Raw genomic sequence first — 14,077 nt, 5'->3', positions numbered from 1 at the left:
CTCAGATTTCACTCACTTTTTCACTTCTCTGTTTTATTGCGATCGTATCCCTCTTTAAAAACTGTCCGAAGTATTGTCTCAGTGTAGAGGTAGAGTATTCCTTCTACATCCAAGGAAACATCATCTCTTTCCAAGTCTTGTGCGAGTGCATTAAAAAGCTTATACTCAGCGTCACACTCATTCAAACAGCCTCTTGCTCTATCAAACCTCGGTACAAAAAACTGCTTTGGCCCATCCTCTTCACCTGGAATATTCAGAGGATCTCGCTTGCTGGTAGCTTCTAGGTTATAGACTTTGCCTGTCGGGATCTCCAACTTGACAACAGCAGCATTGCCAGAACGATTTTTTTTATTTGAATCTCCTTTTTGGATATGGATCAACCGAATATCTTGAACTTTCGTCTGTAGTTCCTCTACGATGTCCGCATGGCACTCAGGTATGCCTTCGGGATACTCGTAATGAGGTGTGTTTCTAGAGGGATTTCCTGTATTTAAGTTTTTGTTCACGCGAGTAATGATTCATTTTGCACACACCGATAAATAAAAATATATAACCTGACTTAGATATAAGATTTAAGCTTCGTCTGACTCAGGTATTTTGATTATACCACACTTTTAAATTAACGGAAAACTCTGCTCGTACCCCTCTTATTCAGCCCATTTTAATCGTTGTTGAATAGACATCCCCTGCAACTTTTTACTCATTTCATATAAATCCACTTGCGGATAATCCCCCTTAAATAGCGGAATCAAAGACTCAACAACAGCCGCGATTCCCTGCGGCGGCACTGCATTGCCAATTTGCCGCCGCACTTCAGTAGTAGAACCTTCAAAAACAAAATCATCGGGAAATGTTTGCAATCTTGCCCTTTCACGGTTTGTTAAAGAACGCGGTTCTAAATAATGATAACCCCAAGTCCCGCCACCTCCACCAGCAATGATTGTCGAGGATGGTCTATCTGGATGAATTCGCCGATAAACGTGACTGATCATGCCTTTAACATAGTATGGACTATCCTTGGGAATATCAGAGAAATTGCCTCCCGGTTTAATTCGATTTAAAATTTCAACGGTGCGGGCTTGAATTTTATGATGTTGGTTATTGTTAAGAACTGCTTCTACATTTTTGAGTGCTTCGCCCGCAGTTCGATAAGGATTTTTGCGATTTTGACCGTATTCTGGCTGAGGATGTACAAAGTTAAATCCTGTATCCATCCGAATGCCAACTAATAACACTCTTTGGCGAAATTGCGGAACTCCGTAATCAGCAAAGTTGTAGAGTTTAGGTTTAACCAAGTAGCCCGGAGCGATACTTTCAAAGTCTGAGATTATTTGTTTTATTGCTTGATAATTATTTGCACTTAATAAGCCTTTGACGTTTTCTGCTACAAAAGCTTTGGGCTTTTTTTTATTTACAAAATCGAGAAAGTATGTATATAAATTACCTCGGGTTCCTTCAAGTCCCGGACGTTTCCAAATTAGGGAGAAATCTTGACAGGGGAACCCTCCTATACATATTTCAGCTTCGGGAACTTGTACAATGTCTATATTTTCTATGCTGTCGTTGATGATGACATCAGCAATGTTTCTGCTGAATGTTTGGCAGGCGTATTTATTGGAGTCGATCGCCCAAACTACCTCAAATCCGGCTTGGTGGAATGGCAAATCCATGCCGCCGCAACCAGAAAATAAGGAGATGAGTCGCGGTTTTTTTGTCCAAGCGATCGGCTGGAGACGTTCGATTAACATAGGAGTGTAAAGTTAGCCAAGGGCGGGCTGGATGCCCGCACCACAAGAGTGTCATCATACCAAAACCCGATCGAACTCGACTCATCAATTGATATTTCACTCTTCGTCATCTAACTCGATCCCCGCTTGACGCAGTTTTTCGGCCAATTTTTCAGAGCGCAGTCGTTCGCGATCGGCCCGTTCTTCCGACCACAGCAACAACTCGCCTTCTGCATTCCACCACCTCAACCAACAGCCTGTTCTCCCTTCGTGGGTTCCTTCCCAAACTCCTAAAAACAAGTTTAATCCCGGTATCCAATAACGTCCATTTTCATCGGGTTTTTGCAAGTTGTAGTGCTCTGATTCTAAATCGTAAACTTCTAAATGAGCTGTTTTTGCTCGGAATATGACGTATCTGGGGACTTTGATTACTTGCTCGTAAAAATACCACTTTCCCACCCGCGAGGTAAATTCAACGGAGTATTCTTCTCCATAGGTTTCTGAAAGAAATTCCATCACGATTTGGGGGATGGTTCCTTCTGTGTGTGGCGTGTAACTGCGGCGTACTTGAGAGACATTTTTTGGATTGACGGGTTTCACGTACATCCAATCGGGTGCTTTGCAGATAATGCGCTGTTCGTCGCTGCTTGAACCTGGGAAACTTAGGCCTGCACACAAGGCAAAGTTGGAAACAATTAAGGCATCCTGCATTAATTCTGGAAATGCTGTTAGCGGCTGGCGCAAAGCGGCGGCTAATAATGGTTGGCTTTCGTCTTCCACGGGGTCGTCTGGTAGTTGAAAATCTTCTGGTAGTAGCGGCCAGGTGATTGTGAGTTTTGTTTCTAGGTTTTTAGTTCCTACCGACATAGTTTATCAGAGGTTAAATGTTTTAATGCTTAAATTATATCTCTTGGTTTTTGGGATTAATGTTAATGGCTTAATGACGAGGCAGAGCCTCTGGGTATGCGTTACCGGGCAGAGCCAATTAGTAACGACTTAAGCCGACCGTCCGCCAGGGGTTGAAACCCCTGGCTAATAGCGAAAGTCCTCTTAAGAGGACTGAGAAGAAGACTGTTAAAATAATTAGTCCTCATAGCGAGGACTTTCGCTTTGAGGCAGGGAATTCATTCCCTGTCGGACTTAATATGCAGCTACGATCTTCTGCTTTAGTTCGGTGGTCATTGCTAGCAGTTCTGATTGTGCGATCGCACTTTGTTCACCACTCGCCAACCACTTCAATTGTACCGTCTCGTTTTCAGCTTCCGCATCTCCCAAAACTAAACACCCAACCGCACCGCTGCGATCGGCTCTTTTAAACTGTTTCCCGAAAGCACTACCGCTCAAATCTATCTCGACACTAAACCCCGCACTTCGCAATTTTTGAGCTAACAATACCGATTGCTGTTCTGCTTTTTCGCCCCTGGATACCAAATAAAAATCTAACTTTGGCACGGGCAAAGGTTGCAACTTTTGCAGCAGGATAATCAACCTTTCGATACCCATTGCCCAACCGACTGCCGCCGTATCTGGGCCGCCCAATTCCTTTACTAAACCGTCGTAGCGGCCGCCTCCGCAAACTGTTGCTTGCGCTCCCAAATCGTCTGAGATAATTTCAAATGCGGTGTAGGTATAGTAATCTAAACCGCGTACTAATCTGGGATTTAACTGATAGCTAATTCCTAAATTTCTGAGCATTTGCTGCACTTGCTCGAAGTGCGATCGCGATTCCTCGCCCAAATATTCTAAAATGCTCGGCGCACCAGCTACAATTTCTTGAGTACGCTGATTTTTGCTGTCCAAAATCCGCAGCGGGTTTCGAGTCAAGCGGTCTTGGGAATCGGCGTCTAATTCGGATTTGTACGGTGTAAAATAATCTATTAATGCTTGCCGATAATTTTGTCTGTCTTCCTTGTTTCCGACAGAGTTAATATCTAGGCGCAAATTTTTTAAACCGAGGGTTTGCAGGATATCGCAGGCGATGGCAATTACTTCGACATCCGCACGAGGATTCGCACTCCCCAAGACTTCCACGCCAATTTGATTGAACTGCCGCTGTCTTCCCTCTTGCGCGCGTTCGTAGCGAAACATCGGCCCAGCATACCACAGACGCTGTACGTCTCCTGCTGCGTACAAACTGTTTTGAATAAAAGCTCGGACTACCCCGGCGGTGCCTTCTGGGCGCAAAGTAGTCGAACGATCACCCTTATCCTTAAAAGTGTACATTTCTTTGCCTACGACATCGGTAGCTTCGCCGATGCCACGTTCAAATAAAGATGTCTGTTCAAAAATTGGCGTCCGAATTTCTCGATAAGCCGCTTTTTTCAAAATTGTTCTAGCGACTTCTTCTATATTTTGCCAATATTGAATTTCAGCGGGCAAAATATCCCGCGTTCCCGGTAAAGTTTTAATTGCACTCATTTTGTTAGTCAGTAGTCAGTTGGCAGTAGTCAGTTGTGATTAGTAATTAGTCATTAGTCATTAGCCATGAGTCATTAGTTATTAGTCAAGAGTTAACAGTCAACAGTCAACAACTAACAATTCCCAATAACTAATGACTTAATAATTCCCACGCTCCGTAACGATCGCCATAATAAGCCAAAATGCGATCGACCCGCTCGCGACCTGCCAAATCGAACCCTTCAGGATACTGTATCCACAAACCCCCAACTTGGCTCTCGTAGTAATCAAACCGCTGCGACTGCTGCGGAATTAAACCGGTTTCCACCCCTTCAACTTGACGCAAATGGATCGCCACTTCGCGATACACCGCCAGTGGCAATCCAGGGCATTGAATTTGATAGCGGAGTTGTTTTTCTTGTGCCGTTTGCATCATTTCTTTGCCTGTCCCCAACCAAAATCCCTACTTAAGATACTTCTTTATCGATCGGCCGCGGTAGAGGACAGCAGTTAATATTGTCCAAACATACCTTTCCCCACTGCAACGCCCAGCGTACAAGCGTAACTCGATTGTCAGCGCGCGTCTTGTTCAAGATATTGCTAATGTGGTTGTCAACTGTACGCTTGCTAATCTCTAACTTTTCGGCGATTTTCTCATTAGTCAATCCGGCCGCTACTAACTCTACCACTTGCAATTCTCTGTCCGACAGGGTGACAGGGGTCCCAGAGACAATCCCACTCATAAATTTTTCCTATGTCTGCATATTTACCTATCTACAATTCTAAAGGATGAGGGATCGAGTATGAAGAGAAAATTAAATTTGCTGTGCTACTCTTTCGGGCCCGAAGCACAAACTCGCTTGTAGAATGGCCAGGAGTGCAAACCCAGCGCGCACACGGCAAGACGCGCAGCCACCACTGCTTGTGCGTCGGGTGGCAGATGCTGCCTTTACCTACGCGCATCTGACATCCGGGCCCAACCTGCAGATGTTTGCGCCTAAAACAACTAACTTATAAGACCGCACTATATTTCAGCCTTTAGGGAGTAACTGCCAATATCAGTAAGTCTGATATTATAGGAGCAGCCATAAAAAAATAGCTTGCAATTTTTCTGGGATGGGTTAAAAATCATTATTGACCTGTCTACTGCTGGTCTAAAATCTCAAATCTAAAATCTAAAATTTCTATGACTTATCCTCGCGTTCTGTGTCTGGGTGAAGTTTTATTTGATTGTTTAGCAGACAAACCAGGAGTATCTCTCGAAGAGGTAGAATCTTGGACGGCATATCCCGGCGGTGCTCCTGCTAATGTTGCCTGTGCTTTGGTTAAATTGGGGACGGCGGCGGGATTTATCGGTGCTGTAGGTGGGGATGAATTGGGGAATTCCCTAGTGCAGGTATTGCAAGAAGTAGGGGTTGATATCGCTGGAGTGCAGCGACATCCAAGTGCGCCGACGCGGCAAGTTTATGTCTTGCGGAATGAAGCGGGCGATCGAAATTTTGCCGGTTTTGGCGAATTTGATACTGCGGATTTTGCAGACACCCGCCTCCTTGCTGCACAACTACCCGAAGTGTTGTTTGAAAATGCCGAATATTTAGTGCTAGGTACTTTAGAATTAGCTTATCCTGAAAGTCGAGAGGCGATCGTCCGAGCGATCGAACTAGCAGAACAGTATGACGTTAAAATTATACTTGACATCAATTGGCGTCCCGTGTTTTGGCCAAATCCAGACGAAGCAAAAGCGCGCATTAGAAAAATTTTAAAAAAAGTTGATTTTGTCAAGTTATCTGAGGAAGAAGCCGAATGGTTGTTTGACACTACCGATGCTGGAGCTATTACCTACCGTCTCGATTCTGTAGAAGGCGTTTTGGTGACTGCGGGCGAAAAAGGTTGCGCTTATTGTATCTCGGAAAATGAAGGAAAAATTCCTGCATTTACAGTAGATGTTGAGGATACAACAGGGGCAGGCGACGCATTTCTGGCTGGTTTTGTGCGACAGTTGTGCAAGCAGGGAATTAAGAATTTAGCCGATCCCAAAATAGCCCAAACAATTGTAACTTATGCCAGTGCGGTAGGTGCCATGACAGCGATGAAACCGGGCGCAATTAGATCTCAACCTACTGCGGCTGAAGTAGAAGCTTTCTTATATTTGTACAAAAATTAAGGCCGCAAACCTATCAGCATGGAAACGGAGAGGGGGCTAAATTTGGTTCAGAAACTCGGTTTATCAGAAAAAAATAACTTTTATACTAAATCCGCCTTAAAAAACCTCAATCCGGCTGTTTGAAATCCATACTCTATAGCAATCCTTGCAGGAGTCGTAAATTTTTTACCCCCGCGCAACCCTCCCCGAACCAGCTCGCTCGGGATTAAGAAATTCACAAATGATGCGAGGATTGCTATACAAACTCTCCTTCTAGCTGAGAGAAACTAAGAAATCAAGGGGTATTGAAGCCAGATTTGGTATCACAGGTTTTATTGTGGGCAATTAACCGCACATCAGATGAATTCTAATTTGGCGCAAGATTAACTCTAACGGCTGCGAAGCATCTATGATAATTGCATCTTCAGGTTCTTCGAGACTGTCTAACTGACTTAACAGCAAGTCTGCTTTCATGTAGTGATTTTCGCGATTTTTTAACCTTGTGGCTAATAGCTGAAAAGAACATTTGAGATAAACTATCTTCATTCGCTTTTGGTCTCGGTAGAGCATTTCGCGGTAGGATGCTTTTAAAGCAGAACAAGCCAAAACCACATTTTTATTTTCTAACAGCCACCTGTCTATTGCGGCTTGCAATTGTAATAGCCAAGGAAGGCGATCCGCATCTTCTAAAGGAATGCCCCGACTCATTTTATCGATATTAGCTGATGGGTGAAAATCGTCAGCATCGCTGAAATCCCAGTTGAGAGATTGCGCCAGCAACTTACCAACAGTAGTTTTGCCAGAACCTGAGACTCCCATCACGATCGTAATCATGGCACTTATTTACCGAATACTTGCAATTTTATCAAGTTGTGCGATCGACAAACCGGGTTTCTTAAGTTGCCGGATGAATTCTACCACCCTAAAAAATTCAATAAACCCGGTTTATTTTTGGTTCTAGATCAAATTTCTTCCATAGTGGGTTTAATGAGATTATAAGCCAAAACGCCGATAACTCCACCGATCACTGGGAATACAATAAACGCCCATAACTGTTGGATTGCCCATCCGCCTTGAAAAAGTGCGACACCGATACTTCTAGCTGGGTTAACTGAAGTATTGGTTACGGGAATTCCGATTAAGTGAATCAACACCAGCATTAAGCCGATCGGAATTCCGCCCAAACCGACGGGATATTTGGGATGGGTAGTACCCATGATTGTAAATAACAGAAAAGCAGTCAGTACAATTTCCGTCAAAGCTGCTGCCAAAAGTCCGTAACCAGTGGGAGAATGTTCTGCAAAACCGTTAGATGCAAATCCAGAAGCCGCCGCATCAAAGCCTGGTTTTCCTGATGCTATCATATACAAAACAAGACCGCCTAAAATTCCCCCTACAATCTGACCGCCTATATAATAAGGAAGCAAAACAGCATCGATCAGTTTGGCAACTACTAAACCGATGCTTACCGCCGGATTAATATGGCATCCAGAGATAGGGCCGATCGTATAAACCATGATTAAGAGGGATAGACCAAAAGCGATCGAAACTCCCAAAAAGCCGATTTTGTCTCCAGCTAAAACCGCACTGCCACATCCACCTAATACCAACACAAAAGTACCAAAAGCTTCAGCAACCCCAATCTTTATTTTTTTGTTCATACTCACAATTATCTCAAGTTTCTAATCGGTCAATTTCACACCCATACGAGTTCTATTTATAAAAATTAGAAATCGAATTTGTTTCACTAAGCGCAACAATACTAATCAAAATCATTAGCAACATATAGCTCTAATTTTGATAAATTGTATGAGCTTAACTGAGAATGCGAAATTGGGAATCGATAAATTAGCTCAAACATACTCTATTATGTAAAAAATGTCAACACTTAGCTAATTATTCGTCTAAATGGTGCAATTTTCTGTATTCAATCTGTATTCAATTCACAATAATTAACTTGAGTTCTTCCCTAATTATGCAATTGTAATTTTACTTATTGTTGCTGATTATCCGATCGCACTTGCAGCTAAAATATCACTGCTAATCGGCTGGTACATCGGGCTTTTGAAGGGGCGAAAGCCTTGCTGGCAATCGGCAGTCATCTTACACAGCAAGCGGAACTGTAGCGGCGTTGGGGGTTGATTGACGCGATCGACTTCTACGCAAACCAATTCTGGATGCTGCGAAATAATTTCAAAAATATCATCCACAAGATAGCGCTGACAATAGCCGACAATCCAGTGATCTTTAGTACACAAAAGCAAACGGGAAGCGCGCGAATTTTGAAATTCGTGGGCTAAATACAAAAGTTCGCCCACTTGAAGCCGATTAATCCGTTCAATTGCCGACTTTGAAAGGTATCGCAGTCCATCTGCAAAAAAATGGATAAAGTAACGTCCATTTTCATCTGGTTCGGGACAAGGGAACACCTCAAATTTATCAGTTGCCCGTTTGCCTCCGCTGCGCGCCAATAAAGCAATTGGGTCATATTCGTGTTCAGGGATATTCAACCATTGTACAAATTCAGGGTAGTCAGGGCGCGATCGCGCCATCACTCGATTAGAAAACAACGCAAACAGTTTCTGTGAAGTGTAAACATTATTGAAATCCGGGAAAGATGGCAAAGGCAGAAACCCGCACTTAAGTTTCGCCTCTAAAACACCATTTGTATAATTGAACTGGTATTCTTTACCGTTAAATGTCAATCGACCAATCGGAAACCAAGAACCGCTGTCCGGGCTTTGCCAAGCCAAAAATAGTGTTTTCAAAGTAAATCTCCTGTCAATTCAAGTAGGGTGCACAGTGCGTACTGCACAAACACAACTCACCTACGTGGCTTAAAAAATGTTTACCCGATCGACCCTTGACACTTTCCTCTCAAAATGAGAGTATAAGTATACCAGCAGGACTTATACCAAATCCGAGTTTACCACCCCTGTTATAAATATTCCGTCATTGCGAGGGAAGCGAAGCAATCGCTTGCGTCTCTGCGATTGATTTGCTTCCCTCGCAATGACAATAAAGGGGATGCCTAACCCGGATTTGGTATAACGCTGCATAACTGAACTTTGACATCACCTGTAGAGTTCTGGTGGACAGCGATCGCTCTATATAGCAATCCTCGCATCATTTGTGAATTTCTTACTCCCTCCCCGAACCCGGTCTGAGGGTTGGGGTGGGGTAAAAAGTTGATGACTCTTGCAAGGATTGCTATAGATAAAATCTGTGAGTAAGTCCTGTATAAAGTGATGGAATAAGCCACGTTAGGGAAGCGAAAGAGATGCAATACAAAAACACCAAAAAGCTAAAAACAAATGCACCTAATTTCGATCCGCAACCTCCATGATGATGCTGCTAAATACCCGGATGTCAAAAATAAAATTGAGATTTGGAAAGAAACTGTCAACAAAGCGGCATGGCAGAATTTGGAGGATGTTCGCAAAATTTATCGGGATGCCGAAGCAGTAGGAAACTTTACCGTCTTTAATATCAAAGGCAACGACTATCGCCTGATTGTTGGGATTAACTATGAGAACCAAACTGTTTTCTACAAATATTTCCTAAGCCACTCTGAATACGACAAAGAAAAATGGAAAAATGACCCTTACTTTTGACCGAACGACTTACAGCAACTTGCTGGCAGAAATTGCTCCCAAGGCGATCGAAACTGAAGAAGAATACGATCGCCTCCTGGCAGTTGCAGAAAGGCTAACATTTACTAAAAACCTCACTCCAGAGGAGAAAGTTTTATACAAGTTGTTAGTCACTTTGATAGAAGTTTACGAGACAGCAAACTATCCCATAGACACATCCGAACCTCATGAGATTTTGCAACATATCATGGAATCCAGCGACACCCGCCAAGCAGACTTGGTAGGTATCATTGGATCTAGCGGCGTAGTATCTGAAGTTGTGAACGGCAAGCGATCCATTAGCAAAGCACAAGCTAAGGCACTCGGCGATTATTTTCAAATCTCACCTAGCTTGTTCATTTAATTTAAGATGAATCGATTGGTTACAATCTAATTCCATGTCTTGTAGGGGCGGCTTGGGCGACAATAATCGCCTAGAATCGACAATACAATAAACCCGCCCCGCCCCGATCGAGACTAATCGATCGAACATAATATAAGGTGCGTCATATCCGAAACCGTCGATTAATTCTAGAGTGAAAGTCTGACGCACCCTACAACTGGTAAAAGCAACTCTCTAACACAGGAATTCGCGCGGATCTGTGACATACCCAGTCAGCGCAGAAGCCGCCGCCGTATAAGGCGAAGCTAGATAAACTTGCGCTTCTTTATTCCCCATCCGGCCGGGGAAATTGCGGTTAGTTGTAGACACGCAAATTTCAGGTTCATTCATCCGCCCGAAAGTATCTTTGGGACCACCCAAACAAGCGGCGCAAGAAGGCGCGGCGGGTTCGATGCAACCGGCAGCTAAGAAGATTTCCGAAAGCGTTTGACCGTCGTATTTTGTGACAAACAAATCTTCGTAAACTTTCTGAGTTGCTGGTACTAAATAAGTCGGAACTTTGACTTGATTTCCTTTCAGAATGCGGGCGGCATTCAGAAAGTCGGAGGTTTTGCCGCCGGTGCAGGAACCGATGTAAACTCGATCGATCTTGACATCGCGGCAGTTGCGGGCTAAGTCGCGGTTGTCGGGAGAGTGCGGTTTGGCGACGACTGGTTCTAATTGGGTGACATCGTAGGTGCGATCGCTATAAAATTTAGCATCCCCATCGCTGTAAAATGAATCGAAGGGTTTGTCAGTCCGAGAAGTAACGTAATCAAACGTAGTTTTGTCCGGCGCAACCGTGCCGTTTTTACCGCCAGCTTCGATTACCATATTGCACAGCGTCATCCGTTCTTCCATCGTCAAACGCTCAACTGTATCGCCGGCAAATTCCATCGTCCGGTAGTTAGCACCAGCCACGCTAATATCACCAATAATCTGCAAAATTAGGTCTTTTGCTAACAAATAATCCGGCAGTTCACCGTTGAACACAAAGCGCATGGTTGCGGGAACTTTGATTAACAGTTTGCCGGTTCCCATGATAAAAGCCGCGTCTGTATTGCCGATACCGGTGGCGAATTGTCCGAAAGCGCCGGCATTGCAGGTGTGGGAATCGGTGCCGAAGAGCACTTCGCCCGGTCTGGTGTGACCTTCTTGTGCTAGGGCGATGTGGCAAACTCCTTTGTAGTCGGGATTTGCTTTGAAGTCCGATCGATCCGTGATGTCGTAAAAGTATTTTATCCCTTGTTCTTGGGCAAAATCGCGGAGAATATCGACGTTGCGGTTAGCGCGTTCGTCGTTGGTGAAAATGTAGTGGTCGGGAATGAGGACGATTTTGTCTGGGTTCCAGACTTTAGCATTCTCACCGAATTCGCGTTTGAAAACGCCGATGGTGCCGGGTCCGCAGACATCGTGGGTCATCAACACATCTGTTTCTACCCAGATATTTTCTCCGGGCTCGACTTTAGTGCGCCCTGATGCTTTGGCTAATATTTTTTCGGTCAGAGTCATTCCCATAGTGCGATCGCTCTTTTTTGTTAGATGCTACATAGTGTAATTGTAAGCGAAACATCGCCTGATGTTGACAGGTAATTTATCAACTAAACCTTTTCTTCAATCTCAAATCTCAAATCGGTTGACTTTCACTTTCTTTTTCGCCACTAATCTCTACAATAGCCTCTACTTCGACTAACACAAAAATAAAATTTATGCAAGTCACTCGATTATGCGACTGGTAACTAACAGCTAGTGACTGTTATTGTTAGTGATTACTTAAGAAAAGCAATTTAAATCAGGGACTGTCAAAAAATCTCAGAGTGCATTTCTACACTTGTATACCTTAACAACAGTGAAATGAGCTAGATACCCCCACCGCAAGGGTATCTGGTTTCGTCATTCTCACCCTGTATGCCAATGGAGATACTTCCCATGAATTCACAGACACAAAAGCGTCAGCGCGCAGTTATTTTGACATCAGAAGGTATTGATAAATTCCCAGCAGCAAACGCTGAGGTCAAAAGTTACGAAAATTGCTACCAACATTATACTCTCGAAGTTTTAGGCGATCGCACTAACAAAGAGTCAGATAATTTCATTAAGGTATTAGTCAAGCAAATCTTGGATCGGGTAGGAGCCATAGTTGTGGAGATTGCAGGGCAGGTGCAATTCATGACTCAACGCGCCGAACAACTGTTGAACCAGTATTTTTTATCCCGCGCCCCGCACTCATTGCCAGAACTCTTACAACATTGGTTCAAGGAACAGATATCGCGACTCACATTCAACGGCGATATTCCATCTAGCTGTTTACCATTGTACATTCAGCAAGCAGGAAGACAGTTGATCGTCCGTCTGATTCCAGATCCAATCAACCAGCAATATCTCTTGCTGTTGGAGGAAGAAGAACTGCAATCATTCTCTATTTCTACCCTGGAATCGCTAGGACTCACCAAACGCGAGGCGGAGGTTTTATTCTGGATTGCCAAAGATAAAAGCAATGCAGGAATCGCTAAAGTGCTCGGTTGCAGTGAAGGAACAGTGCGAAAACATCTGGAGCATCTTTACGGGAAACTAAGCGTACAAACCCGGACGGCTGCTGTGATGGTTGCTCTGGAAAAGTTGGGGTTGTTCAACGGGGAATTTGTTGCAATATCTTCATAATCCTATACGCGGATCGTCGTATTGATCTCCAAGTTTATTTTGAGGACTATGAGATCAAACGCTATACGGAGTCTGTAAACTGTGCCAAACAAAAATCCACTACGGAGGTAAAAATGGAAACCAATAATGTAGATGCAACGGTCGATTTTGTCGATATCGGTGTTCAGAAACAGAATTCGGCAGCTAGCGAAGGTCAATCTGATGCTAAACCGGGCATCGAAAATGAAACCTTGCTTCACACGCTACGCGCATCATCGATGTTCTCTGTGGAAAACAAAGAAGTTTTACCTCAAAAAAGCCAAGAAGATGCAACAGTCGATTTTGTGGATGTCAGTGCAATAAAACAAGATTCGGAAGCTCGCGAAGGTCAATCTGATGCTAAACCGGGCATCGAAAATCAAACATTCCTTCACACACTACGTGCATCATCAATGTCCTCTGTGGAAAACAAAGAAGTTTTACCTGAATTTACCCGTTACAAAACAGGGACATAGAACCGTATTCATTGGCAATTACTCATTGTAAGAGGTGGAATATGCTCACAATTTGCAACAAATATACATCTGGTGTTTGGGTAGCTATTATGTACTATCGCCCCAACTGTCCAGATGGTGGAAATTGGGCAAAAAAAGGTTGGTGGCGGCTCAATCCTGGCGAATGCAAAGTGGTATATGGGGGGAGTTTGCGTAGCCTGAATCGCTACTACTGTTACTATGCTGAGGCTGATAACGGAGCAAATTGGGCAGGGCCTTACGTGAGGCCTGTCCCTCCACAAGCATTTGACTGGTGTGAGTGGACAAGCAGCACCCAAGCAACTAATGTAGGCTTCCGGTTGCTTGATATTAACAGTTATGACAATTTCACGCTGAATTTGACAGCATAAATCTGAGTGGAGTTGTCAAGTTAAATTTTTATTCTAAATTTAACTTGACAACTTAATCTACATAGGAGCGGAATTAATCGACTATTAACTCTAATTTACTTAATATTATTGCACGGACTCCCATTTATGGGATTTTTTTTACTTTTTATAACAGAAAAAAAGCAACATCTCTTGATAAAAGTTGCGGTTATTCCTATGGAATTTTGTTGCAATATCTTCATAATCCTATACGCGGATCGTCGTATTGCTCTC

The 14,077-nt window shown here is 43.7% G+C and carries 16 protein-coding genes; 6 read left to right on the top strand and 10 right to left on the bottom strand.

Going from position 1 to position 14,077, the window contains the following annotated elements:
* Positions 1-20: 20 nt before the first annotated feature.
* The 6 genes from QUA77_RS20700 to QUA77_RS20675 form a co-directional block, all read right to left on the bottom strand.
* Positions 21-506 (bottom strand): hypothetical protein, encoded by a 486-nt coding sequence (locus QUA77_RS20700; RefSeq protein ID WP_333452191.1) that lies wholly within the window; start codon positions 504-506, stop codon positions 21-23.
* 141 nt (positions 507-647) lie between these two features.
* A complete protein-coding gene (locus QUA77_RS20695; RefSeq protein WP_333452189.1) occupies positions 648-1,748 on the bottom strand; it encodes a DNA cytosine methyltransferase in 1,101 nt (366 codons plus the stop codon).
* A 96-nt stretch (positions 1,749-1,844) separates the two neighbouring features.
* Positions 1,845-2,594: a Uma2 family endonuclease gene (locus QUA77_RS20690; RefSeq protein ID WP_333452187.1), complete on the bottom strand. Its 750-nt coding sequence runs from the start codon at positions 2,592-2,594 to the stop codon at positions 1,845-1,847.
* Between the two features lie 273 nt (positions 2,595-2,867).
* Positions 2,868-4,145: a histidine--tRNA ligase gene (gene hisS / locus QUA77_RS20685; RefSeq protein ID WP_333452185.1), complete on the bottom strand. Its 1,278-nt coding sequence runs from the start codon at positions 4,143-4,145 to the stop codon at positions 2,868-2,870.
* A gap of 130 nt (positions 4,146-4,275) precedes the next feature.
* Positions 4,276-4,557 carry a hypothetical protein gene (locus tag QUA77_RS20680; RefSeq protein ID WP_333037663.1) on the bottom strand — a complete coding sequence of 94 codons (282 nt, stop codon included), beginning with the start codon at positions 4,555-4,557 and terminating at the stop codon, positions 4,276-4,278.
* A gap of 34 nt (positions 4,558-4,591) precedes the next feature.
* Positions 4,592-4,867 carry a photosynthetic electron transport-dependent transcriptional regulator PedR gene (locus QUA77_RS20675; protein WP_006633901.1) on the bottom strand — a complete coding sequence of 92 codons (276 nt, stop codon included), beginning with the start codon at positions 4,865-4,867 and terminating at the stop codon, positions 4,592-4,594.
* A 443-nt stretch (positions 4,868-5,310) separates the two neighbouring features.
* On the opposite strand from QUA77_RS20675, the gene QUA77_RS20670 reads away from it, so the two are divergent.
* On the top strand, positions 5,311-6,288 hold the full coding sequence (locus QUA77_RS20670; RefSeq protein ID WP_333452183.1) for a carbohydrate kinase: 978 nt from the start codon (positions 5,311-5,313) through the stop codon (positions 6,286-6,288).
* Positions 6,289-6,612: 324 nt separating this feature from the next.
* Here the strand turns inward: QUA77_RS20670 and QUA77_RS20665 are convergent, their stop codons facing one another.
* The 3 genes from QUA77_RS20665 to QUA77_RS20655 all read right to left on the bottom strand — a co-directional run bounded on the left by QUA77_RS20665 (position 6,613) and on the right by QUA77_RS20655 (position 9,035).
* Positions 6,613-7,101 (bottom strand): gluconokinase, encoded by a 489-nt coding sequence (locus QUA77_RS20665; protein WP_333037532.1) that lies wholly within the window; start codon positions 7,099-7,101, stop codon positions 6,613-6,615.
* Between the two features lie 128 nt (positions 7,102-7,229).
* The gene (gene aqpZ, locus QUA77_RS20660) at positions 7,230-7,928 is read right to left on the bottom strand and encodes an aquaporin Z (protein WP_333452181.1); all 699 of its coding nucleotides are present in this window, start codon (positions 7,926-7,928) and stop codon (positions 7,230-7,232) included.
* 345 nt (positions 7,929-8,273) lie between these two features.
* Positions 8,274-9,035, bottom strand: coding sequence for a DNA-binding protein (locus tag QUA77_RS20655; protein WP_333037536.1), 762 nt, complete (start codon positions 9,033-9,035; stop codon positions 8,274-8,276).
* A gap of 546 nt (positions 9,036-9,581) precedes the next feature.
* Between QUA77_RS20655 and QUA77_RS20650 the strand changes: the two genes are divergently transcribed.
* Positions 9,582-9,881 (top strand): type II toxin-antitoxin system HigB family toxin, encoded by a 300-nt coding sequence (locus QUA77_RS20650; RefSeq protein ID WP_333452178.1) that lies wholly within the window; start codon positions 9,582-9,584, stop codon positions 9,879-9,881.
* Positions 9,865-10,263, top strand: coding sequence for a transcriptional regulator (locus QUA77_RS20645; protein ID WP_333037540.1), 399 nt, complete (start codon positions 9,865-9,867; stop codon positions 10,261-10,263). The genes QUA77_RS20650 and QUA77_RS20645 overlap by 17 nt, the downstream gene beginning before the upstream one ends.
* 213 nt (positions 10,264-10,476) lie before the next feature.
* On the opposite strand, the gene QUA77_RS20640 is transcribed toward QUA77_RS20645, so the two are convergent.
* Entirely contained in the window at positions 10,477-11,799 is a 1,323-nt protein-coding gene (locus tag QUA77_RS20640; protein ID WP_333083104.1) for a 3-isopropylmalate dehydratase large subunit, read from the bottom strand.
* Positions 11,800-12,210: 411 nt separating this feature from the next.
* Between QUA77_RS20640 and QUA77_RS20635 the strand changes: the two genes are divergently transcribed.
* From QUA77_RS20635 to QUA77_RS20625, 3 genes are all read left to right on the top strand, one after another.
* A complete protein-coding gene (locus QUA77_RS20635) occupies positions 12,211-12,942 on the top strand; it encodes a helix-turn-helix transcriptional regulator (protein ID WP_333452176.1) in 732 nt (243 codons plus the stop codon).
* Positions 12,943-13,055: 113 nt separating this feature from the next.
* A complete protein-coding gene (locus tag QUA77_RS20630) occupies positions 13,056-13,436 on the top strand; it encodes a hypothetical protein (protein ID WP_333037565.1) in 381 nt (126 codons plus the stop codon).
* A gap of 41 nt (positions 13,437-13,477) precedes the next feature.
* Positions 13,478-13,825, top strand: a complete 348-nt coding sequence (locus QUA77_RS20625; protein ID WP_333037567.1) for a DUF1036 domain-containing protein — start codon at positions 13,478-13,480, stop codon at positions 13,823-13,825.
* The last annotated feature ends 252 nt before the right edge of the window (positions 13,826-14,077 follow it).

Origin of the sequence: Microcoleus sp. K5-D4 (assembly GCF_036704575.1) — a bacterium.
GTDB lineage: Bacteria > Cyanobacteriota > Cyanobacteriia > Cyanobacteriales > Microcoleaceae > Microcoleus.
The sequence above is the reverse complement of the archived record's forward strand: the minus strand, read 5'-3'. Positions and strand labels throughout refer to the sequence as shown.

What these genes read in the sequence shown, in the direction of transcription:
- QUA77_RS20695 (WP_333452189.1), bottom strand. Translation starts at nt 1,748, where the DNA reads ATGTTAATCGAACGTCTCCAGCCGATCGCTTGGACAAAAAAACCGCGA.
- QUA77_RS20690 (WP_333452187.1), bottom strand. Translation starts at nt 2,594, where the DNA reads ATGTCGGTAGGAACTAAAAACCTAGAAACAAAACTCACAATCACCTGG.
- hisS (WP_333452185.1), bottom strand. Translation starts at nt 4,145, where the DNA reads ATGAGTGCAATTAAAACTTTACCGGGAACGCGGGATATTTTGCCCGCT.
- QUA77_RS20680 (WP_333037663.1), bottom strand. Translation starts at nt 4,557, where the DNA reads ATGCAAACGGCACAAGAAAAACAACTCCGCTATCAAATTCAATGCCCT.
- QUA77_RS20675 (WP_006633901.1), bottom strand. Translation starts at nt 4,867, where the DNA reads ATGAGTGGGATTGTCTCTGGGACCCCTGTCACCCTGTCGGACAGAGAA.
- QUA77_RS20670 (WP_333452183.1), top strand. Translation starts at nt 5,311, where the DNA reads ATGACTTATCCTCGCGTTCTGTGTCTGGGTGAAGTTTTATTTGATTGT.
- QUA77_RS20665 (WP_333037532.1), bottom strand. Translation starts at nt 7,101, where the DNA reads ATGATTACGATCGTGATGGGAGTCTCAGGTTCTGGCAAAACTACTGTT.
- aqpZ (WP_333452181.1), bottom strand. Translation starts at nt 7,928, where the DNA reads ATGAACAAAAAAATAAAGATTGGGGTTGCTGAAGCTTTTGGTACTTTT.
- QUA77_RS20650 (WP_333452178.1), top strand. Translation starts at nt 9,582, where the DNA reads ATGCACCTAATTTCGATCCGCAACCTCCATGATGATGCTGCTAAATAC.
- QUA77_RS20645 (WP_333037540.1), top strand. Translation starts at nt 9,865, where the DNA reads ATGACCCTTACTTTTGACCGAACGACTTACAGCAACTTGCTGGCAGAA.
- QUA77_RS20640 (WP_333083104.1), bottom strand. Translation starts at nt 11,799, where the DNA reads ATGGGAATGACTCTGACCGAAAAAATATTAGCCAAAGCATCAGGGCGC.
- QUA77_RS20635 (WP_333452176.1), top strand. Translation starts at nt 12,211, where the DNA reads ATGAATTCACAGACACAAAAGCGTCAGCGCGCAGTTATTTTGACATCA.
- QUA77_RS20630 (WP_333037565.1), top strand. Translation starts at nt 13,056, where the DNA reads ATGGAAACCAATAATGTAGATGCAACGGTCGATTTTGTCGATATCGGT.
- QUA77_RS20625 (WP_333037567.1), top strand. Translation starts at nt 13,478, where the DNA reads ATGCTCACAATTTGCAACAAATATACATCTGGTGTTTGGGTAGCTATT.